The organism is Aeromonas sp. DNP9 (assembly GCF_001728955.1).
In the GTDB taxonomy this organism is placed as follows: domain Bacteria; phylum Pseudomonadota; class Gammaproteobacteria; order Enterobacterales; family Aeromonadaceae; genus Aeromonas; species Aeromonas veronii.
Map to the genome: position 1 here is coordinate 15238 of NZ_LYSQ01000009.1, position 20995 is coordinate 36232.

The window sequence follows — 20995 nt, forward strand, 5'->3', positions numbered from 1 at the left end:
AAGATAATGACAACATAATGAGGAGTTAATGGTGATTGATTCAGTAAAACAGATCCTCGCCGAATTTAAGCCAGCAGGCTGGCACAAGGATCTGGTGGATGCCGGATTCGTTCGCGAGATCATCAATCAGGGTCAGGGGCTCACTATCCGGCTGGTATTGCCGTTTGCCGGTCTCTCGCTGCTCGATCAGCTCAAAGAGAATTACGATGCCAGGCTGCGCAGCGCCACCGGCGCCGCCCGTATCGACTGGGCACTGGAGATTGACGTCGCCAGCATGCCGCGGGCGCAGGGGCTCAATGCCGTACAGGGCATTCGCAACATCATCGTGGTTGCCTCCGGCAAGGGGGGGGTGGGCAAATCCACCACCGCAGTCAACCTGGCGCTGGCCCTGCAAAAAGAGGGGGCGCGGGTCGCCATTCTCGACGCCGATATCTATGGCCCCTCCATTCCCACCATGATGGGCACCCTCAAGGAGCGCCCGGTCAGTCATGACGGCAAGCTGATGGAGCCGGTGATGGCCTGCGGCCTCAAGAGCAACAGCATCGGCTATCTGGTCTCCGAGCAGGATGCCACCATCTGGCGCGGCCCGATGGCGAGCAAGGCGCTGGCGCAGATCCTCCATGAGACCCGCTGGGGCGAGGTGGATTATCTGGTGGTAGACATGCCGCCGGGCACTGGCGATATCCAGCTCACCATGGCCCAGCAGGTGCCCACCTCGGCCGCGGTCATTGTTACCACCCCGCAAGATGTGGCGTTGGCCGATGCCCGCAAGGGGATCGCCATGTTCAACAAGGTCAATGTGCCGGTGCTCGGCATCATCGAGAACATGAGTTACCACGTCTGCAGCGCCTGCGGTCACCATGAGCCGCTGTTCGGTACCGGTGGCGGCCAGAAGATGGCTGAGCAGTATCAAGTGGCGCTGCTTGGCCAGTTGCCGCTGCACATCGATATCCGCCAACACATGGATGATGGCTGCCCGACGGTGTTCGGCGCACCGGAAGGAAGCCTGGCTCAGGCCTATTTGAAGCTGGCGCGCAGGGTGGGGGCTGAACTCTTTTTCAGCGCAAAACCGATTGCGACCCCCCTCTATGCCATGGCGCTGGATGAATAATCGGCGGTCGGTCACTTGAAAGGGAATTGAGGGTGGGCATGACCCACCCTTTTTTATATAATGGATCGGTTTAAACCATCCCCACTGCTCTTCTCTTTTAGGTATTTGTCATGTCTGATACTCAACATTCGTGTGTGATCATCGGTATTGCGGGCGCATCTGCGTCTGGCAAAAGTCTTATAGCCCAGACCATTTATGAAGAGCTGGTGGCCGAACTGGGCGCAGGTCAGATTGGTGTGATCACCGAAGATTGCTACTACCGTGATCAGACCCACCTGACCATGGAAGAGCGTGTCAAGACCAACTATGACCACCCCAATGCGCTGGATCACGACCTGCTGGTACAGCACCTGAGCCAGCTGGTCAAAGGTGACGCGGTTGCCATTCCCCAGTACTCCTACACCGAACACACCCGGATGAGCGAAGTGACCCCGTTTGCGCCGCGCCGGGTGATCATTCTGGAAGGGATCCTGCTGCTGACCGACAGCCGTCTGCGGGATCTGATGGATGCCTCCATCTTCATGGACACCCCGCTCGACATCTGCCTGCTTCGTCGTCTGGTGCGTGATGTGCAGGAGCGTGGCCGTACCATGGACTCCGTGCTCAAGCAGTATCAGAAGACGGTACGTCCGATGTTCCTGCAGTTTATCGAGCCGTCCAAACAGTATGCCGATGTGATCGTGCCCCGTGGTGGCAAGAACCGCATCGCCATCGACATGCTCAAGGCGCGTATCCGCCACATGTTGATTGGTTAAGATGAAACAAGCCGGGTGATGCCCGGCTTTTTTAAAAGCACAATTTGTCAGGAGAGTCGCCCAATGCGTCTGTGTGATACCGATATTGAACGCCATCTGGATGAAGGCAAGATCGTCATTGAGCCACGGCCCGGGGTAGAGCGGATCAGTGGTGTCAGTGTCGATGTGCTGCTGGGTAACGAGTTTCGGGTGTTTCGCGATCATACCGCGCCCTATATCGACCTGAGCGGCCCGAGCAGCGAGATGGCCGATGCCATCGATCGGGTGATGAGTGACGAGATCCACATCCCCGATGGCGAAGCCTTCTACCTGCACCCGGGGCAGCTGGCGTTGGCGGTGACCTATGAATCCGTCACCCTGCCTGCCGATATCGTCGGCTGGCTGGATGGCCGTTCTTCATTGGCGCGCCTGGGTCTGATGGTGCACGTGACCGCGCACCGGATCGATCCGGGTTGGTCCGGTCGCATCGTGCTGGAGTTCTACAACGGCGGCAAACTGCCGCTGGCGCTGCGTCCGAAGATGAAGATCGGCGCCTTGAACTTCGAGATGCTCTCTGGCGTCGCGGCCCGTCCCTACAACAAGCGGGAAAATGCCAAGTACAAGAGCCAGCAGGGCGCCGTTGCCAGTCGTATCAATCAGGACTGATAACTGGCAACTCGGCAACGATCCAAGGGAGCACAAGGTGCTCCCTTTTTGCATCTGGAATCAAACGGATATGGGGTTGATGGTGCTGGTCGGATGAGATTGGCGGGGCAGGGACGTTTTATCACCACTTTCGCCCGTTTATCTGTCATAAAAATGAAATTATTGGCTTAATTGTCAGCTATTTTTACCCTTTTCCGCAATCATTGATGGCTTTAATTAATCGATGGCAAGCCGCATAAAGACTGGCTCTAGGATATTTTTTTCCAAAAAGCTCTTTTTTTTTATGGCTGAAATATTTCAATGGTGGCTATGGTGTTGGCCGCCATCTGGCATAATCCGCCGCAACTCATAAACAGGCTTTTTTTTATGTTTGAAATGTTTAGTGGTTTGGGTTTGTGGTGGTCAATCGGTTTGGTATTGGCCGTTTTTTTTGTGCTTGCCTATGAATTCATCAACGGCTTTCACGATACCGCCAACGCGGTAGCAACGGTTATCTATACCAAGGCGATGCCAGCTCACCTGGCGGTCGTCGCATCGGGGATCTTCAACTTCTTCGGCGTCATGTTTGGTGGACTGGGTGTGGCCTATGCCATTGTCCATCTGCTGCCCATCGACCTGCTGCTTGGGATGGACTCCACCCAAGGGTTGATCATGGTCTTCTCCTTGCTGTTTTCCGCCATCGTGTGGAACTTGGGCACCTGGTTCTTCGGGATCCCGGCCTCCAGTTCACATACCTTGATCGGTTCCATTCTGGGGGTAGGCGGCGCCTATGCCTGGATCACCCATAAACCGGTGACAGAAGGGATCAACGTGGGCAAAGCGATCGACATCATGCTTTCCCTCATCATCTCTCCCACCATCGGCTTCATCATCGCGGCACTGCTGCTGCTGGCGATGAAGCGCATCTGGACCAGCAACAAGATCCACAAAACGCCGGAAGAGCGTCAGCTGGTGGATGGCAAGAAACACCCGCCGTTCTGGGCGCGTCTGACCCTGGTGGCCTCTGCCATGGGCGTCAGCTTCGTGCACGGCTCCAACGATGGCCAGAAGGGCATCGGTCTGGTGATGCTGGTGCTGATCTGTATGGCGCCTGCCTATTTCGCACTGGACATGAACAGCCGCGCCTATGATCTGGACCGGACTCAGGATGCAAACCAGCGCATCATGGAGATCTACCAGCGCAACCAGTCCGCCCTCTCTGGCGTCATCAACTTCTCTGCACCGGCAACGGCTCAGGAAGAGCTGATGACCCACTGCTCCGCAGATGGCGTGCTGCAGGCGATGGCCACCCTGGATGCCCGTCTGGGGGCCGTGCGTACTTATGATCAGATGAGCCTGACCGACCGCCGCGAAGTGCGTCGTCTGCTGCTCTGTATCGATGACACCGCCCGCAAGGCTGCCAAGCTGCCGCTGCCAGCCAAGGAGCTGACCGATCTGGCCAAATGGCGCAAGGATCTGACCGCGACCGCTGAATACGCACCGACCTGGGTGATCGTCTCCATCGCGCTGGCGCTCGGTTGTGGCACCATGGTGGGCTGGCGTCGTATCGTCCATACCGTGGGCGAGAAGATCGGCACCACCGGCATGACCTACAGCCAGGGCATCGCGGCCCAGATCACGGCAGCAACCTCCATCGGGGTCGCCAGTCTGACCGGTATGCCGGTGTCCACCACCCACATCCTCTCTTCTGCGGTGGCGGGGACCATGGTAGCCAACAAATCCGGCCTGCAGAGCCAGACTATCAAGACCATCCTGATGGCCTGGGTGTTGACTTTGCCGCTGACCATGCTGCTCTCCGGCGGCCTGTTCATCGTCAGCCACCATCTGTTTGGTTGATCTGCCGCGCCTGTAGCGCCCATCACAATGACAATGCCGCCCGGTCGAAAGATCGGGCGGCATTTTTTTAATGCTGGATAGGTCGAGTCTCGTGAGCGCAGGAATATGGCTTGCAGGGATGTTAAGAGCGGGTTAGAAATCCCAGCCAGATTGCGGCATCGGTTCGGGTTGATCGCCTTCATGAGCCTTGCGCCGCGCAGCCTCGACCCGGCGTTTGCGATCCCGGCACAGGCGCATCACCTCTTGTTGCTGGGCAGGGGTCATGGTGAGCCAGTTGAAACGCTCTTCGCGATTGCGCAGGCACCCCTTGCAGTAGCCCTTGTTGTTCACTTCACAGACACCGATGCAGGGGCTTTGCAGCGGGAATATTTCAAGCTGTTCCATCCATCACCTCGCACATCCTGTCACCTTGTTATAACCCAGCGGATCCCCTTTGGAGAAATCCTGCTTCAAGTGATTGATGTCGTTTGCTTTCCCCCTGCAAATTTGGCATCTTCCCCGCCGAGCATGGCTCTTGGCGTTATATGAGGACATATGAACAAACACGCGTACTGGCTGACCGCCGCAGTGCTGGGACTGGCCGGTTGTGCGGGCAACTCTGACAAAGCAGAAGTGCCCAAAAAACAGACCGACAACAGATGCTTTCTTAACTGCGAGGTGCCGGAAAATCTGGGCAAGCAGTATCTGGACGGGACCCTGCCAGAGGATCTGGTGAGGGTGGAGCGGGTCAATAGCCGTGCGCGTGCCGACTACAGCAAATTTGGCCCGCAAAGCAGATTGGTAATGGAGCGCTCCGGCAAGATGACCCGCCGTTATGGCGAGCTCTATCATCAGCTTTCCCGCTGGGTAGCGGGCGGTGGCAATCCTGCCGACATTACCCGTTACGGTATCAGCCTGGCCCAGCTGGGCGGTGCCGATCGCATGGGTAACGTGCTCTTTACCGGTTACTACTCGCCGGTGCTGGAGGTGCGCCACAGCCCGGATGCCAAGTACAAATACCCCATCTATGCCATGCCCAAATGTGGCGGTCGCTGTCCGACCCGGGCCGAGATCCATCAGGGGGCCTTGGCCAACCGTGGACTGGAGCTGGGTTACAGCAAATCCCTTATCGACAACTTCCTGATGGATGTGCAGGGCTCCGGCTTTGTCCACTACGGGGATGACGATCGGCTGCAATATCTGGGCTACAGCGGCAAGAATGGCCACGGTTACGTGAGTATCGGTCGGGTACTGATCGACCGCGGTGAAGTGCCCAAAGAGCAGATGTCGATGAAGGCCATCAAGGAGTGGGCCAACCGTCAACCGGAGGAGAGCGTCAAGGAGCTGGTGGAGCAGAACCCTTCCTATGTTTTCTTCGAGCGTCGACCCACCAATGACGTAATTGGCGCGGCCGGTATTCCGCTGCTACCGCTGGCGGCTGTTGCTGCCGACAAGACCCTGTTGCCTATGGGCACCCCGATCCTCGCCGAAGTGCCTTTGCTCGACAAAGAGGGCAACTGGACCGGCAAGCATCAGCTGCGGTTGTTGATTGCGCTGGATGTGGGCGGCGCGGTGAAGAAGGGCCACCTCGACCTCTACCACGGCATGGGCGAGAAGGCCGGTGTCGCAGCGGGTCACTACAAGCACTTCGGCCGGGTCTGGAAGCTGGGTCTGCACCACGGGCCGACCGCCGCGCCCTGGTTGTAATCCTCTGAGGATTTGGGCGTCTGTCATCGGGCGTCCGGGTAATGTGAAGAGACAAAAAAAGCCGCCGGATTGCTCCGGCGGCTTTCTATTTTGCGCGAGTTGCCAGTCTGTGGCTGCGTCAGCTCTTCTGGATATCCAACCGGATAGCGCCGACCGGTTTGCAGCAGCAGGGGAGGCACTCCCCCTGGGCGACAAATGCCAGCGGCACATTGGGATAGTGGACCTTGCCGGCTATCAGCGGAGTGCGGCAGGCGCCGCAATAGCCGCTGCGACACTGGAACTCCACATGATGACCGTGGCGCTCCAGGGTCTCCAACACGCTTTCGCCGGGATGGGCGTGCAGCACGGCACCATCCCGGGTATGTACCCGTGGTGCCACGACCGCATGCTGTTCGGCAGTTGCGTGCGGGGCAGGGGTCAGCGTGTTGGTGGCGTCACTCACAGCTCGAAATCACCCAGGTCGTCGGCATTGACTTCGCTGTCGATCTGACCGACCAGATAGGAGCTGACCTCTACCTCTTGCGGGGCGACCTGCACGTTGTCGGATGACAGCCAGGTGTTGATCCAGGGGATCGGGTTCTGCTTGGTGCCGGCAAAGGCTGGCTGCAGGCCGACCGCGCTCATGCGCAGGTTGGTGATGTACTCCACATACTGGCAGAGGATGTCCTTGTTAAGGCCGATCATGGAGCCGTCCTGGAACAGGTACTCGGCCCACTCTTTCTCCTGAATGGCCGCTTCCTTGAAGATCTCGAAGCAGGCCTGTTCGCACTCGGCGGCGATCTCGGCCATCTCCGGGTCATCCTGGCCGGTGCGCATCAGGTTCAGCATGTGTTGGGTGCCGGTGAGATGCAGCGCTTCGTCGCGGGCGATCATCTTGATGATCTTGGCGTTGCCTTCCATCAGTTCGCGCTCGGCGAAGGCAAAGGAGCAGGCGAAGCTGACATAGAAGCGAATTGCTTCCAGCGCGTTGACACTCATCAGGCAGAGATAGAGCTTCTTCTTGAGCTCGCGCAAGGTGATGGTCACCTCGCGGCCCGCGACGGTGTGGGTCCCTTCACCATGCAGGTTGTAGAGGGCGGTCGCTTCGATCAGGTCGTCGTAGAAGTGGCTGATGGAGCCGGCGCGCTTCAAGATCTGCTCGTTGGTCACGATGTCGTCGAACACCTGGGCGGGGGTGTTGACGATATTGCGGATGATATGGGTGTAGGAGCGAGAGTGGATGGTCTCGGAGAAGGCCCAGGTCTCAATCCAGGTTTCCAGCTCCGGAATGGAGACCAGCGGCAGCAGGGCCACGTTGGGGCTGCGACCCTGAATGGAGTCCAGCAGGGTCTGGTACTTCAGGTTGGAGATGAAGATGTGCTGCTCGTGGGGCGGCAGGGCCTGATAGTCGATGCGATCACGGGAGACATCCACCTCTTCCGGGCGCCAGAAGAAGGAGAGCTGCTTCTCGATCAGCCGCTCGAACACTTCGTGCTTTTGTTGATCATAACGGGCTACGTTGACCGATTGGCCAAAAAACATCGGCTCTTTGAGCTGGTCGTTTTGGGTTTGGCAGAAAGTTGAATAGGCCATGGTTACCAGAATATGTGAATAGAGAAAACAGGAGAGCGGGAGCTTCATGCTCCCGCCCGGTTATCAGTTCTTGCCGTGACTTAGATTTTGCAAGCCCCGCCAGCGCAACCGTCATCTTGCAGATCGGTCTGGGCATCGTCTGCACCATCACGGGTGTTGTGATAGTACAGGGTCTTGAGGCCGTATTTGTAGGCGGTAAGCAAGTCCTTGAGCAGCTGTTTCATCGGGACCTTGTTGCCTTCGAAACGGGCAGGGTCGTAGTTGGTGTTGGCGGAGATCGCCTGATCCACAAACTTCTGCATGATACCGACCAGCTGCAGGTAGCCGTCAACGCTCGGTTGCTTCCAGAGCAATTCGTATTGATCTTTCAGGCGATCATACTCGGGCACCACCTGTTTGAGAATGCCGTCTTTGGAGGCCTTGACCGACACCAGACCGCGTGGCGGCTCGATGCCGTTGGTGGCGTTGGAGATCTGGCTGGAGGTCTCGCTCGGCATCAGGGCGGTCAGGGTGGAGTTGCGCAAGCCCACGGACTTGATCTCTTCGCGCAGGCTTTCCCAATCCAGATGCAGCGGCTCGTTGCACAGCGCATCCAGATCCTTCTTGTAGGTGTCGATGGGCAGGATACCCTGGGCGTAGGTGGTCTCGCCAAACAGCGGGCAGGGGCCGAACTCGCGGGCCAACTGCACGGAGGCTTTCAGCAGGTAGTACTGAATGGCCTCGAAGGTTCGGTGAGTCAGGGCCAGACCAGAGCCGTCGGAGTAACGGGCACCGTTTTTGGCCAAGTAGTAGGCGTAGTTGATGACGCCGATCCCCAGGGTGCGACGACCCATGCTGCCCTTCTTGGCGGCGGCAATCGGATAGTCCTGATAGTCGAGCAGGGCATCAAGGGCACGCACGGCCAGATCGGCCATCTCTTCCAGATCTTCCAGCTTCTCGATGGCACCCAGGTTGAAGGCAGAGAGGGTGCACAGGGCGATTTCGCCACTCTCGTCGTCGATGTTGTTGAGCGGCTTGGTCGGCAGCGCAATCTCGAGGCAGAGGTTGGACTGGCGTACCGGCGCCACGCTCGGGTCGAACGGGCTGTGGGTGTTGCAGTGATCGACGTTCTGGATGTAGATGCGACCGGTACCGGCACGCTCCTGCATCATCAGGGAGAAGAGGTCTACCGCTTTCAGGGTCTTCTTGCGAATGGCCGGATCCTGCTCGTACTTGACGTAGAGCTCTTCGAACTTGTCCTGATCGGCGAAGAAGGCATCGTACAGACCCGGCGCATCGGACGGGGAGAACAGGGTGATGTCACCGCCCTTGATGAGGCGCTGGTACATCAGCTTGTTGATCTGCACGCCGTAGTCCATGTGACGTACACGGTTCTCTTCCACGCCGCGGTTGTTCTTCAGCACCAGCAGGCTTTCTACTTCGGTGTGCCACAGCGGGTAGAACAGGGTGGCCGCACCGCCGCGCACGCCGCCCTGGGAGCAGCACTTCACGGCAGTCTGGAAGTATTTGTAGAAGGGGATGCAACCGGTGTGGAACGCTTCGCCGCCACGGATGGGGCTGCCCAGACCGCGGATGCGACCAGCGTTGATGCCGATACCGGCGCGCTGGGAAACGTAACGCACGATGGAGCTGGCAGTGGCGTTGATGGAGTCCAGGCTGTCGTCGCACTCGATCAATACGCAGGAGCTGAACTGACGGGTCGGGGTGCGCACGCCGCTCATGATCGGGGTCGGCAGGGAGATCTTGAAGGTCGAGACCGCATCATAGAAGCGCTTGATGTAGTCCAGACGGGTATCTTTCGGATACTTGGAGAAGAGGCAGGCCGCAACCAAGATGTAGAGGAACTGCGGGCTCTCGTAGATCTCGCCGGTAACGCGGTTCTGGACCAGATATTTGCCTTCCAGCTGTTTGACTGCCGCGTAGGAGAAATCCATGTCGCGCCAGTGATCCATGTGCGCGTTCAGCTCTTCGAATTCGGCCTGGGTGTAGTCTTCCAGCAGGTGCTTGTCGTATTTGCCCATGTCCACCAGACGCGCCACGTGCTGGTAGAGGTGGGGCGGTTCGAACTGGCCGTAGGCCTTCTTGCGCAGGTGGAAGATGGCCAGACGGGCTGCCATGTACTGGTAGTCCGGGGTCTGCTCGGAGATGAGGTCAGCCGTCGCCTTGATGATGGTTTCGTGAATGTCGGCGGTACGGATACCGTCATAGAACTGGATGTGGGATTTGAGCTCTACCTGCGAGACCGACACGTTGTCGAGCCCTTCGGCGGCCCAGTCCAGCACGCGGTGAATTTTATCCAGATCGATGGGTTCTTTGTGTCCGTTACGCTTCGTCACAAACAAGTTCATTGGCTGATGACCTTCAGTTGATTCCCGAAAAACCATCGCACAATGACGCCACCCTGGCCCCGGCGATATGCGGGAGTTGGGTAGAGATTGTGCGATGAATCACAAGATGTAGTGTTATTTTAAGTTCGAGCTACAAGATAGTGAGGTCAGCCCGCCATTGCAATGTGTGGATAAGTGACGAGCTGTGGATAAATTGTGAGTCTTGCCCCATCAGTTAGTGACCGCTCACAGTGAGCGGGTTTTCATTCGTCCGCTCCGCTAAAAGCAAGTCTCCCGATCGAAGATGGAAAATTTAAATAACTTTTTTTGCTTGCGAAACGGGGGGCTTTTTACTAGCAAATGGCGGCTGATTATCCCTTATGCAACAAGGGTCAAAAGCTGTCCAGTTGTCGCAGCCGCGGGCTCAGCGTGGCAAGGGTTTTGCATCAGATGACGAAGGTTTGTGGCCGCTTTGTGACGGCTGTGAGCTTGTCAAATGGGTATCCAACAGGCAGAAAGCTGCCTTTATTATCCATGAATAGACGAGTGATGGTGGCGCAGGAAGCAGGAGCGTAAAGGAAAAGATGCAAGGGGCGAAGAGTCTCTTCGCCCCGTTATCGCATGTCAGCCTGTAAGGCTGTGCGTTACACCTTGGCCGTCAACTCGTAGCGCAGCCAGTGGTGCAGGGCTTGCACGGTATCAAAGTGCAGATCTGCGCCCCATTGTGCGGGATCTTCCTCATCATTGAGATAGCCCCAGCCAGCGACCGCGGTGCGCATGCCAGCATTGCGGCCCGCTTCGATGTCCCGCACATGATCCCCCACATAGAGGCAGTGAGCCGCCTCGACCCCCAGCTTCTCACAAGCAAAGAACATGGGGGCGGGGTCGGGCTTGCGTACCGGCAGGGTGTCGGCGCTGACGGTGACGCCGCAGCTGGCAAGCTCTGGCAGGGCCGCCAGCAGCGGCTCGGTGAGAAAGCCCGGCTTGTTGGTGACGATGCCCCAGGGGAGCTGTTTCTCGTCGAGCCACTCGATAAGATCCACCATTCCCTCATAGGGACGGGTACCGACGCAGAGATTGGCCGCGTAGTAGTCGAGCAGGGCATTGCGCAGGCGCGTGGCCCCCAGCTCTCCAAGCAGTTCATCGCCGAGGCCCGCTTTCAGCAGCCCGAGCGCTCCGTGGGAGGTGGTCTGACGAATAATGTCGTCAGAGAGCGGCGCAAAGCCTTCGCTGATCAGTACATGGTTGACGGCGGCCCCCAGATCCGGGGCCGTGTCGAGCAGGGTGCCGTCCAGATCGAACAGCACACCGTGCAGGGGCAGAGGGTGAGAGGCGCTCATCAACCTTGCTCCGGGCGGACAAACTCCACCATATAGTTGACGTCGACATTTTTGCCGAGCTTGAAACTGTTGGAGAGCGGTGCATAGTGCACACCGCTCATATCCCGCACCAGCAGGCCAGCTGCTTCACCCATGCGACACAGTTCGGCCGGGGTGATGAATTTTTTGTGATCGTGGGTACCCTTGGGCACCATCTTCATCAGGTATTCGGCCCCGATGATCATCATCAGATAGGATTTGGGGTTGCGGTTGATGGTGGAGACGAACACTCGGCCGCCCGGGCGTACCAGAGTCGCGATGGCGCGCAGCACGGAGGCGGGGTCCGGCACATGCTCCAGCATCTCCATGCAGGTGACCACGTCATACTGGCCCGGTACTTCGGCGGCATGGGCTTCGGCGGTGATCTGGCGATATTCGAGCTCAACACCCTGCTCCAGGGCGTGCAGGCGGGCGACGCCGAGAGGTTCCTTGCCCATGTCGATGCCGGTGACCTTGGCACCACGGCGGGCCATGCTCTCGGAGAGGATGCCGCCACCACATCCGATATCGAGCATGCGCTTGCCAAACAGACCGCCACTTTTGTCGGTGATCCAGTCAAGGCGTACCGGATTGATTTGATGCAGGGGTTTGAATTCACCCTCCATGTCCCACCAGCGGGAGGCGATGGCTTCAAACTTGGCGATTTCTGTCAGATCGACATTGGCATCACTGTTCATTTTTCGAAGATCCTGTGGCAGGGCGCCCGCATCTGAGTCATGGGCGCAATCTATTGTCCTGGCGGGCATTATAACGGACGGACTTTGTCACACCAGCCCGATCTGATACCCGATTTGTGGCTTAAGGTATTTGGCTCAGTGTGTTACCATGTCGCGCTGTTTAAGCCAAAGAACAACTAATTAGGGATAAGGCTTTCTATGAGCGATCTGGCCAGAGAGATCACGCCGGTCAACATCGAAGAAGAGCTCAAGAGTTCCTATCTTGATTACGCCATGAGCGTGATCGTAGGACGAGCTCTGCCGGATGTGCGTGATGGCTTGAAACCGGTTCACCGCCGCGTTCTGTTTGCTATGAACGAGTTGGGGAACGACTGGAACAAGCCCTATAAAAAATCGGCCCGTGTGGTCGGTGACGTAATCGGTAAATATCACCCGCACGGCGATAGCGCTGTGTATGACACCATTGTCCGGATGGCGCAGGATTTCTCCATGCGTTACATGCTGGTCGATGGTCAGGGCAACTTCGGTTCAGTCGACGGCGACAGCGCCGCGGCGATGCGTTATACCGAAGTGCGGATGGCCCGCATCTCCCACGAGCTGCTGGCTGATCTGGACAAAGAGACCGTGGACTGGGTGCCGAACTATGACGGCACCGAGATGATCCCGGCGGTCATGCCTACCAAGGTTCCCAACCTGCTGGTCAACGGCTCCTCCGGTATCGCGGTGGGCATGGCGACCAACATTCCGCCTCACAACCTCACCGAGATTGTCAATGGCTGCCTGGCGCTGATCGAAAACGGCGACCTCACCATTGACGAGCTGATGACCTACATCACCGGCCCGGATTTCCCCACCGGCGGCATTATCAACGGCCGTTCCGGCATCGTGCAGGCGTACCGTACCGGTCGTGGCTCCATCTATGTGCGGGCCAAAGCTGAAGTGGAAGTGGACGAGAAGACCAGTCGCGAGACCATCATCGTTCACGAGATCCCCTATCAGGTGAACAAGGCTCGACTGATCGAGAAGATCGCCGAGCTGGTCAAAGAGAAGAAGATCGAGGGCATCAGTGCCCTGCGCGATGAGTCGGACAAAGACGGCATGCGCATCGTTATCGAGATCAAGCGCGGCGAGTCCGGCGAGATTGTGCTGAACAATCTCTACAAGCACACCCAGATGCAGACCACGTTCGGCATCAACATGGTGGCGCTCGATAACAACCAGCCCAAGGTGATGAACCTTAAAGAGATCCTGGATGCGTTCCTGCTGCACCGCCGTGAAGTGGTGACTCGCCGGACCGTGTTCGAACTGCGCAAGGCGCGGGATCGGGCGCACATTTTGGAAGGTCTGGCGGTTGCGCTGGCCAATATCGATCCCATCATCGAGCTGATCCGCCACAGCGCGACCCCGGCCGACGCGAAAGCGGGCCTGGTTGCCAAGGGCTGGGAACTCGGCAACGTGGCCGCCATGCTGGAAAAAGCGGGCGACGACGCGGCACGGCCCGAGTGGCTGGAGCCGGAGTTTGGTATCCGTGAAGGCCAATACTTCCTGACCGAACAGCAAGCCCAGGCCATCCTTGACCTGCGTCTGCACAAGCTGACCGGCCTCGAGCACGAGAAGATCCTGGAAGAGTACCAATCTCTGCTGGATCTGATCGCCGAGCTGCTGCACATCCTGGCGAGCCCGGCTCGTCTGATGGAAGTGATCCGCGATGAACTGCTGGCTGTGCGTGAGCAGTATGGCGACGAGCGTCGCACCGAGATCAGCATGTCCAGTGCCGAGATCAACATCGAAGATCTGATCACTCCGGAAGACGTGGTGGTTACCCTGTCTCACCAGGGCTATGTGAAGTATCAGCCGCTCTCCGACTACGAGGCCCAGCGCCGCGGTGGTCGTGGCAAGTCGGCCACCCGGATCAAGGAAGAGGACTTTGTGGAGCGTCTGCTGGTGGCCAACACCCACGACACCATTCTGTGCTTCTCCACCCGTGGCAAGGTCTACTGGCTCAAGGTCTATCAGCTGCCGGAAGCGTCCCGTGGCGCCCGTGGTCGTCCGATCATCAACCTGCTGCCGCTGGAAGAGGGTGAGCGTATCACCGCTATCCTGCCGGTGAAGGAGTATGATGCCGAGAAGTATGTGTTCTTTGCCACCGCCAACGGTACCGTGAAGAAGACCAGCCTCTCCGACTTCAGCCGTCCGCTCTCCTCCGGTATTCGTGCCATCAACCTTAAAGAGGGTGATGAGCTGATCGGGGTGGATATCACCGATGGCAGCAACGAGATCATGCTCTTCTCCGACGCGGGCAAAGTCGTTCGCTTCGCCGAAGGCAGCGGTCGCGCCGATGCGGATGTCAGCGATGACGTTGAAACCGACGACGATGACGGCAACGACGATGATGGCAGCGACAACGGCGAAGGCACCGAAAGCAAGGGCACCTTCAAGGGCGTGCGTCCGATGGGTCGTACCGCCGCCGGTGTGCGCGGCATCAAGCTGGGCGCCGGTGACAAGGTGGTTTCCCTCATCGTTCCGCGCGGCGAAGGTGCCATCCTCACCGCCACCGAGAACGGTTACGGCAAGCGGACTGCGTTGGCCGAATACCCGACCAAGAGCCGTGGTACCCAGGGCGTTATCTCCATCAAGGTGGATGAGCGCAACGGCAAGGTGATCGATGCAATCCAGGTCGAAGATACTGACCAGATCATGCTGATCACCAACGGCGGCACCCTGGTGCGTACCCGTGTTGCCGAGGTGAGCGTTATTGGCCGTAACACCGGCGGTGTCCGTCTGATCCGTACCGGTGAAGACGAGATCGTGGTTGGCCTGCAGCGCATCGCCGAGAGCGACGAAGACGAGAACGACGCGCTGGCCGTTGACGGTGAGGTATCTGAAGGTACCGATACCGCGACCGGCACTGATGCAGTCGATGCTGGGGAAGCGGGCAACGAGTAATCGTCACCTGTTACCCGAGCAACGTCTCTGAGCAAAAAGAGCGACCCTGGTGGTCGCTCTTTCTATTTGTCTGCTTTTTATGACTCTCCGCTGATCTTACGGCTGGATCACTCCTGTAGCCACATTCTGGCGCTGCGGGCGGGAATGGCGACCCGTACCCACTGGCTCTGCACGTTGACTATGGCCCCTTGGTCGAGCACGTCCCGATAGTTGCGATACCAGTTCATCTCGAACCTGGCGGTATCGAGCCAGTACTCCTGCTCATAGTCGCACTTGTTGATGCCGACCAGCCCCTGTTTGCCCCGTTTGAACAGCACGAAGCAGTCACCGCTGCCGACCAGCTGCATGGGTTGGCCCTGCACCGAATTGTGGAAGCGGATCATCCCCTTGAGGTCGGTGCGTTGGTAGTAATCCTGCCAGCGCAAGCCATCTTTGGCCTGGGTCTCGCCATGATCGGAGTAGACCAGCGGCGAGCCACCATCGCGCCCAAGCAGGTAGGCATAGGCCAGCTTCTCGTCAGTCTGGCTCAGGATCTGATAGCGGAAGCCGTCGTTGGTGGGGATGTCGTGGGTCACTGCAAAGGTGACGGCACGACTGCCCGGCAGCGCCTGACCATAGGCGCCCGGATCCGCCAGCAGGTTCATGCTGCCACCGTAACTGAAGGCACCTCGCAGGGAGGCAAACAGCGGAAAGTCATAGGCTCCCTGGCCGCTGCTGTCGAGGTAGGGTTTGAGGAAGCGCTCGTAATCGGTGCTGCCTGCGCCCCCTGTAGTGATCACCTCGCCAAACACGTGCATTCCCTGTTTGATCTCGGGGGTGAACACGGCATTGATCTGGTAATCGCTCATGTGTTTGACCGCATCGACCCGAAAACCCTTGATCCCCATCCCCTTGAGCGCCTTGAGATAGGCCTGTTGCTGACTCACTACCCAGTTGTTGGGATCCAGATCCGGCAGCCCCTTGTCACCGGCACTGCCACAGAGTCGCCAATACTGGACATGACCCGGATCGCTCCAGTCACTGATGCACCCTTCGGGATGAAAATCCTGACCGGAGAGGAAGTTTTGCCCAAGATCGCCAAACAGTTTCTGGCGCTCGAAATAGGCCGGGTTGCTGGCGTAGCTCTGCAGCAGCTCGTTGCCGGGATAGTTGAGATCGCTGCGTTTCCAGCTTTCGTTGGCCATGTGGTTGAGCACCACATCGGCATAGACGGCGATACCCCGCGCCTTCATGGCGGCGATCAACTGCTCGAGATCCTGCTTGTTGCCAAGAGGGGAGTCGACAAGACGCAGATCCTGCGGCTGGTAACGAGCCCACCACTCGTTGCCTGATGACTTGAGAGGCGGCGAGATGAGTACCTGTTTGTAACCGGCCGACTTGATAAGGTCGGCTTTGGCGGTCACTTCACTGTACTTCCAGTTGAAGGCGTGAAGTATGACGTCGGCGTGCGCCAAGGGGGCGATCAGCATGCCTGCGATCGCCCATATTCCCGCTGTGTGTTTCATTATTGTGTCCCTGTTTTTATAGATGCCTGAATGGGCAACCCAGCTTTGGCGGGAACAGGGTGAGCTGCAATCCACAACCTGCAGATTTGTGACCGCTTTCAGAGTGATTTCGCCGAGTATGTGAGCGGTTTCGGCTTTTTCTCGCCATGGCCAGTTGCCTTTTTACAAGTGACTTTTTTGTCATTTCCCTGTCATTCCCAGTCGCTATCCTGCCGGGCGAGTGGTGCGTTGTTGCCATCACCTTCACCGTCAGGAGCTGCATATGACCAGTTGGATCACGTGGGAAATTTGGTGGAGCCGGGTATGGGGCGAGTCAGAGGTGCCGCAGTATGAAGAGTATGAGCACGAAGTGGCCCATGAACCCTCGCGGCTGCCGGTTGAAATGGTGCAGCAGGCTCGGGATCAGCGCGCAGGATAAGGCGTTAGCACTGCCTTTACCGTGTAGCGCTTTCTTGTCGCGACATGGCTACTTCGTTGGAAAATTCTGAAAAGCGGGGTTTCCACAGGATGTGTTGCGGCAGGCCTTCCTCTCAACCTCTTGGCACGCCTGATGTGTGAAGGGCGTGAGCAGGGGATTAGAAGAGCGACAGCTGCTCCCCGGGGCGGATAAACCCATCCAGCCTGAGCTGAATATGGCGTTTGCCCAGATCAAGGCGCTTGCTGATAAGGCGAAAGCGCTGGGCCAGCAGATCGGCAAAGTGCCCCTCACCGCGCATGCGGGTACCGAAGGCGGTACTGTTGAGCCCGCCACCGCGGCTGGCTCGCAACTGATTCAAAATAGCCTCCTTCTGGCCCGGATAGTGGGTATCGAGCCAGTCAGCAAATAGCGGCGCCAGCTCGTGGGGCAGCCGTAGCAGGATGTAATCGGCGCAACTGGCGCCAGCCTCGGCAGCCGATTTGATGATCTGCTCCAGCTCCGGTTCATTGAGCCGCGGGATCATGGGGGCGGCCAGTACCCCCACCTGCACGCCAGCGTTGGCCAGCTTCTCGATCACTTTCAAGCGGCCGGTGCCCGTGCTGGCGCGGGGCTCCAGCTGTCGCCGCAAGGGTTCATTCAAGGTCGTCACCGACACCATCACCTGACACAGTCCCTCTTGGGCCAGCTCGGTCAACAGATCGAGGTCACGCAAGATCATGGCGCTCTTGGTAATGAGCCCGACCGGATGGCGGTGGGCCAGCATCACTTCCAGCAACTGCCGGGTGAGGCGATAGCGCTGCTCGATGGGTTGATAGGGGTCGGTATTGGCGCCAATGAAGATGGTCTGTGGCTGATAGGCAGGTTTGGCAAACTCCCGGCGCAGCAGGTTGGCTGCATTACGTTTGGCAAACAGCTTGCTCTCGAAGTCGAGGCCGGGGGAGAGCTCCAGATAGGCGTGACTGGGTCTGGCATAGCAGTAGATGCAGCCGTGTTCGCACCCCTGATAGGGGTTGATGGAGCGACCAAAGGGGACATCCGGCGAGCTGTTGTAGCTGATGATGCTGCGTGCATCGATCTCCCGCACCTCGGTGCCAGGCACAGAAGGAGTGAAGGCGGCATCCCAATCGGACGATTGCCAGCCGTCATTGACCGCCTCGACAAGGGGGCCGCTAAAACGGTGATCGATATTGTGGGGGCTGCCTCGTCCTGCCATGGTGCCTATCAATACTGTTTATACATACAGTTATTTTGCAGGTGCTCCAGATAAATGACAACTACTGCTGATCGACCGGGTGCAAAAAGGGTTGTCGCAGGGATCTCTTGCTTGATCGCGGCGCTACATTTCGTTTACATAGACGAAATGAGAACTGGATCACGGAAATCATCATGAGCCCCACCACTTCCCGTTGGCTATTTATCGGTCTGCTTGCGCTGGTTATCTGGCGTTTGCTTCCGCTCTCCACCGAGCAGGAGATGGCTGCCGCCAACCGTGCCTGGCGTACCGGTCATTTCGATGAGGCGACCCGGATCTGGTCGCCACTGGCCGATCAAGGCCAACCTCGGGCGCAAGCCTTGATGGGCTGGAGTCATGAGGTGGGGCAGGGGAGCGAGCAGGATATCCATCAGGCCATCAGCCTCTATCGCCAGTCGGCGCAGGCAGGGGATCCCTTCGGCCAATACCGGCTGGGGGAGGCCTATCTGCGCGGTGTCGGGGTCAAGCGTGATCTGCGCCAAGCCTTTCACTGGATGGATCAGGCTGCCCGTAATGGTGATGTCCCGGCCATGCTGAAAGTCGGCGTCCTTCATCTGATGGGGGTCAGCGGCAGGGTCGATCTGCCTCAGGCGAAGCAGTGGCTCTATCAGGCGGCACAAAAGGGCAACAAGCTGGCGCTTCAGGTGCTGAAAGAGCTGGCGCTGGCCGAGGAGGGGAGCAGTGACTTTGACTTCAACTGGCAATCCCTGCTTGGCGAATAGTCGGCAGGCGACTCATTTGACTGTAGAAAATATCTGCAAATCCGATACAGCACGCCCGACTTCTGGTAGCATGGGGCCGTTTTGGCTTGGTTTGTCACGTTAGACACGCTGTTTGCGTGTCAGGCCGTCTTCGCAAAGTGCTGTGGAGAACCAGAACATCACCTTTTTGAATCTCTTTTCCATCCCGCATGTGACCTTTGGTAGGGGTCACCACTGTATAAGGAAACACATAATGCCAATCATTACTCTGCCTGACGGCAGCCAACGTCAATTTGCCCACTCTGTTTCCGTCATGGATGTGGCTGCGGACATCGGTCCCGGTCTCGCCAAGGCGTGCATTGCCGGTCGGGTAAACGGTGAACTGGTGGATGCGTGCGAGCTGATCGAAGCCGATGCCTCGCTGGCCATCATCACCGCCAAAGACGAAGAAGGTCTGGACATCCTGCGCCACTCCTGCGCCCACTTGCTGGGTCATGCTATCAAGCAACTCTGGCCCCAGACCAAGATGGCCATCGGTCCTGTCATCGACAACGGCTTCTACTATGACGTTGATCTTGACCGTACCCTGACCGATGAAGATCTGGCTGCCCTGGAAGAGCGCATGCTGGCGCTGGTAGCCAAGGATTACGACGTCATCAAGAAGAAAGTCTCCTGGCAAGAAGCGCGCGATGTATTCGAGGCGCGCGGCGAGTCTTACAAAGTCGAAATCCTGGATCAGAACATTGCCCGTGATGACCAGCCAGGTCTCTATCATCACGAAGAGTACATCGACATGTGTCGCGGCCCGCACGTGCCCAACATGCGTCACTGCCACCACTTCAAGTTGCTGAAGATGTCCGGCGCCTACTGGCGCGGCGACTCCAACAACAAGATGCTGCAACGTATTTACGGTACCGCCTGGGCTGACAAGAAGCAGCTCAAGGCCTATCTGCAGCGTCTGGAAGAGGCCGCCAAGCGCGACCACCGCAAGATCGGCAAGCAGCTTGACCTGTATCACATGCAGGAAGAAGCACCCGGTATGGTGTTCTGGCACAACGATGGCTGGACCATCTTCCGTGAGCTGGAAACCTTTATCCGCGGCAAGCTCAAAGAGTACGACTATCAGGAAGTGAAAGGTCCGTTCATGATGGACCGCGTCCTGTGGGAGCGTTCAGGTCACTGGGAGAAATACGCCCAGGCCATGTTCACCACCCAGTCCGAAAACCGCGAGTACGCCATCAAGCCGATGAACTGCCCGGGTCACGTCCAGATCTTCAACCAGGGTCTGAAGTCCTACCGCGATCTGCCGCTGCGTATGGCCGAGTTTGGCTCTTGCCACCGCAACGAGCCGTCTGGTTCCCTGCACGGTCTGATGCGGGTGCGCGGCTTCACTCAGGATGACGCGCACATCTTCTGTACCGAAGAGCAGATCATGGAAGAGGTCTCCGGCTGTATTCGTATGGTCTATGACGTCTACGGTACCTTTGGCTTCGAGAACATCGTGGTCAAGCTCTCCACTCGTCCCGAGCAGCGTATCGGCTCCGACGAGATGTGGGATCGCGCCGAGAAAGCACTGGCCGAAGCGCTGGAACTCAACGGTCTGAAGTACGATCTGCAGCCGGGTGAAGGGGCGTTCTACGGTCCCAAAATTGAATTTACCCTGCACGATTGCCTTGATCGTGCGTGGCAATGTGGTACCGTGCAGCTCGACTTTGCCCTGCCTGGTCGTCTGGGTGCCACTTATGTGGGCGAAAACAATGATCGCCACGTACCTGTGATGATCCACCGGGCCATCCTGGGTTCTATCGAGCGCTTCATCGGTATCCTGACTGAAGAGTACGCCGGTCTGTTCCCGACCTGGTTGGCACCGACTCAGGCTGTGGTCATGAATATCACGGACAATCAGGCCGATTATGCGGTGAAAGTAGCCAAAGCATTGAATGATGCGGGCCTTCGCGCAAAAGCGGACTTGAGAAATGAGAAGATTGGCTTTAAAATCCGCGAGCATACTTTGAAGCGAGTACCTTTCATGCTGGTCTGCGGCGATAAAGAAGTTGAAGCCGGTAAGATTGCAGTACGGACTCGTAAAGGGGCTGACCTGGGCACTTATCCTGTTGAAGAGTTCATCGCTCTGTTGACCCAGGAAGTTCAGACCCGCGGACAAAAGAAAGTGGAGGAATAAGCT

Annotated in this window: 17 protein-coding genes; 9 read left to right on the forward strand and 8 right to left on the reverse strand. The window is 58.0% G+C overall.

What is annotated here, in order from left to right; genetic code table 11:
• Positions 1-28: 28 nt before the first annotated feature.
• The 4 genes from apbC (at position 29) to A9G06_RS07720 (ending at position 4347) form a co-directional block, all read left to right on the forward strand.
• The gene (gene apbC / locus A9G06_RS07705; protein ID WP_005345574.1) at positions 29-1111 is read left to right on the forward strand and encodes an iron-sulfur cluster carrier protein ApbC; all 1083 of its coding nucleotides are present in this window, start codon (positions 29-31) and stop codon (positions 1109-1111) included.
• Between the two features lie 110 nt (positions 1112-1221).
• Entirely contained in the window at positions 1222-1866 is a 645-nt protein-coding gene (gene udk / locus A9G06_RS07710) for a uridine kinase (RefSeq protein ID WP_005345570.1), read from the forward strand.
• Positions 1867-1929: 63 nt separating this feature from the next.
• A complete protein-coding gene (gene dcd / locus A9G06_RS07715; RefSeq protein WP_005336719.1) occupies positions 1930-2511 on the forward strand; it encodes a dCTP deaminase in 582 nt (193 codons plus the stop codon).
• Positions 2512-2877: 366 nt separating this feature from the next.
• Positions 2878-4347 carry an inorganic phosphate transporter gene (locus A9G06_RS07720; protein ID WP_005336717.1) on the forward strand — a complete coding sequence of 490 codons (1470 nt, stop codon included), beginning with the start codon at positions 2878-2880 and terminating at the stop codon, positions 4345-4347.
• Between the two features lie 132 nt (positions 4348-4479).
• Here the strand turns inward: A9G06_RS07720 and A9G06_RS07725 are convergent, their stop codons facing one another.
• Complete coding sequence (locus tag A9G06_RS07725) at positions 4480-4731, reverse strand: DUF1289 domain-containing protein (RefSeq protein WP_069554816.1); 252 nt, start codon at positions 4729-4731, stop codon at positions 4480-4482.
• Positions 4732-4881: 150 nt separating this feature from the next.
• Between A9G06_RS07725 and mltA the strand changes: the two genes are divergently transcribed.
• Entirely contained in the window at positions 4882-6033 is a 1152-nt protein-coding gene (mltA, locus tag A9G06_RS07730) for a murein transglycosylase A (RefSeq protein WP_069554817.1), read from the forward strand.
• Positions 6034-6151: 118 nt separating this feature from the next.
• Here mltA and yfaE read toward each other — a convergent pair whose 3' ends face one another.
• The 5 genes from yfaE to ubiG form a co-directional block, all read right to left on the reverse strand.
• Complete coding sequence (gene yfaE, locus A9G06_RS07735; RefSeq protein WP_069554818.1) at positions 6152-6475, reverse strand: class I ribonucleotide reductase maintenance protein YfaE; 324 nt, start codon at positions 6473-6475, stop codon at positions 6152-6154.
• The gene (gene nrdB, locus A9G06_RS07740) at positions 6472-7605 is read right to left on the reverse strand and encodes a class Ia ribonucleoside-diphosphate reductase subunit beta (RefSeq protein ID WP_005336708.1); all 1134 of its coding nucleotides are present in this window, start codon (positions 7603-7605) and stop codon (positions 6472-6474) included. The genes yfaE and nrdB overlap by 4 nt, the downstream gene beginning before the upstream one ends.
• An 80-nt stretch (positions 7606-7685) precedes the next feature.
• The gene (gene nrdA, locus A9G06_RS07745; protein WP_069554819.1) at positions 7686-9953 is read right to left on the reverse strand and encodes a class 1a ribonucleoside-diphosphate reductase subunit alpha; all 2268 of its coding nucleotides are present in this window, start codon (positions 9951-9953) and stop codon (positions 7686-7688) included.
• 623 nt (positions 9954-10576) lie between these two features.
• Positions 10577-11272, reverse strand: a complete 696-nt coding sequence (locus tag A9G06_RS07750; RefSeq protein ID WP_069554820.1) for an HAD family hydrolase — start codon at positions 11270-11272, stop codon at positions 10577-10579.
• Positions 11272-11988, reverse strand: a complete 717-nt coding sequence (gene ubiG / locus A9G06_RS07755; RefSeq protein ID WP_069554821.1) for a bifunctional 2-polyprenyl-6-hydroxyphenol methylase/3-demethylubiquinol 3-O-methyltransferase UbiG — start codon at positions 11986-11988, stop codon at positions 11272-11274. Before ubiG ends, A9G06_RS07750 begins: the two co-directional genes overlap by 1 nt.
• 198 nt (positions 11989-12186) lie before the next feature.
• Here ubiG and gyrA point away from each other — a divergent pair, with 198 nt between their 5' ends.
• A complete protein-coding gene (gene gyrA, locus A9G06_RS07760) occupies positions 12187-14934 on the forward strand; it encodes a DNA topoisomerase (ATP-hydrolyzing) subunit A (RefSeq protein WP_069554822.1) in 2748 nt (915 codons plus the stop codon).
• A gap of 107 nt (positions 14935-15041) precedes the next feature.
• On the opposite strand, the gene A9G06_RS07765 is transcribed toward gyrA, so the two are convergent.
• The gene (locus A9G06_RS07765) at positions 15042-16439 is read right to left on the reverse strand and encodes an alpha-amylase family protein (RefSeq protein WP_069554823.1); all 1398 of its coding nucleotides are present in this window, start codon (positions 16437-16439) and stop codon (positions 15042-15044) included.
• A 262-nt stretch (positions 16440-16701) separates the two neighbouring features.
• On the opposite strand from A9G06_RS07765, the gene A9G06_RS22260 reads away from it, so the two are divergent.
• Entirely contained in the window at positions 16702-16857 is a 156-nt protein-coding gene (locus A9G06_RS22260) for a hypothetical protein (RefSeq protein ID WP_171903383.1), read from the forward strand.
• Positions 16858-17014: 157 nt separating this feature from the next.
• Here the strand turns inward: A9G06_RS22260 and A9G06_RS07770 are convergent, their stop codons facing one another.
• Complete coding sequence (locus tag A9G06_RS07770) at positions 17015-18070, reverse strand: PA0069 family radical SAM protein (protein WP_069554824.1); 1056 nt, start codon at positions 18068-18070, stop codon at positions 17015-17017.
• A gap of 173 nt (positions 18071-18243) precedes the next feature.
• Between A9G06_RS07770 and A9G06_RS07775 the strand changes: the two genes are divergently transcribed.
• Both A9G06_RS07775 and thrS read left to right on the forward strand, forming a co-directional pair.
• Positions 18244-18831, forward strand: coding sequence for a tetratricopeptide repeat protein (locus A9G06_RS07775; RefSeq protein ID WP_069554825.1), 588 nt, complete (start codon positions 18244-18246; stop codon positions 18829-18831).
• A gap of 232 nt (positions 18832-19063) precedes the next feature.
• Positions 19064-20992, forward strand: coding sequence for a threonine--tRNA ligase (thrS, locus tag A9G06_RS07780; protein WP_064336042.1), 1929 nt, complete (start codon positions 19064-19066; stop codon positions 20990-20992).
• The last annotated feature ends 3 nt before the right edge of the window (positions 20993-20995 follow it).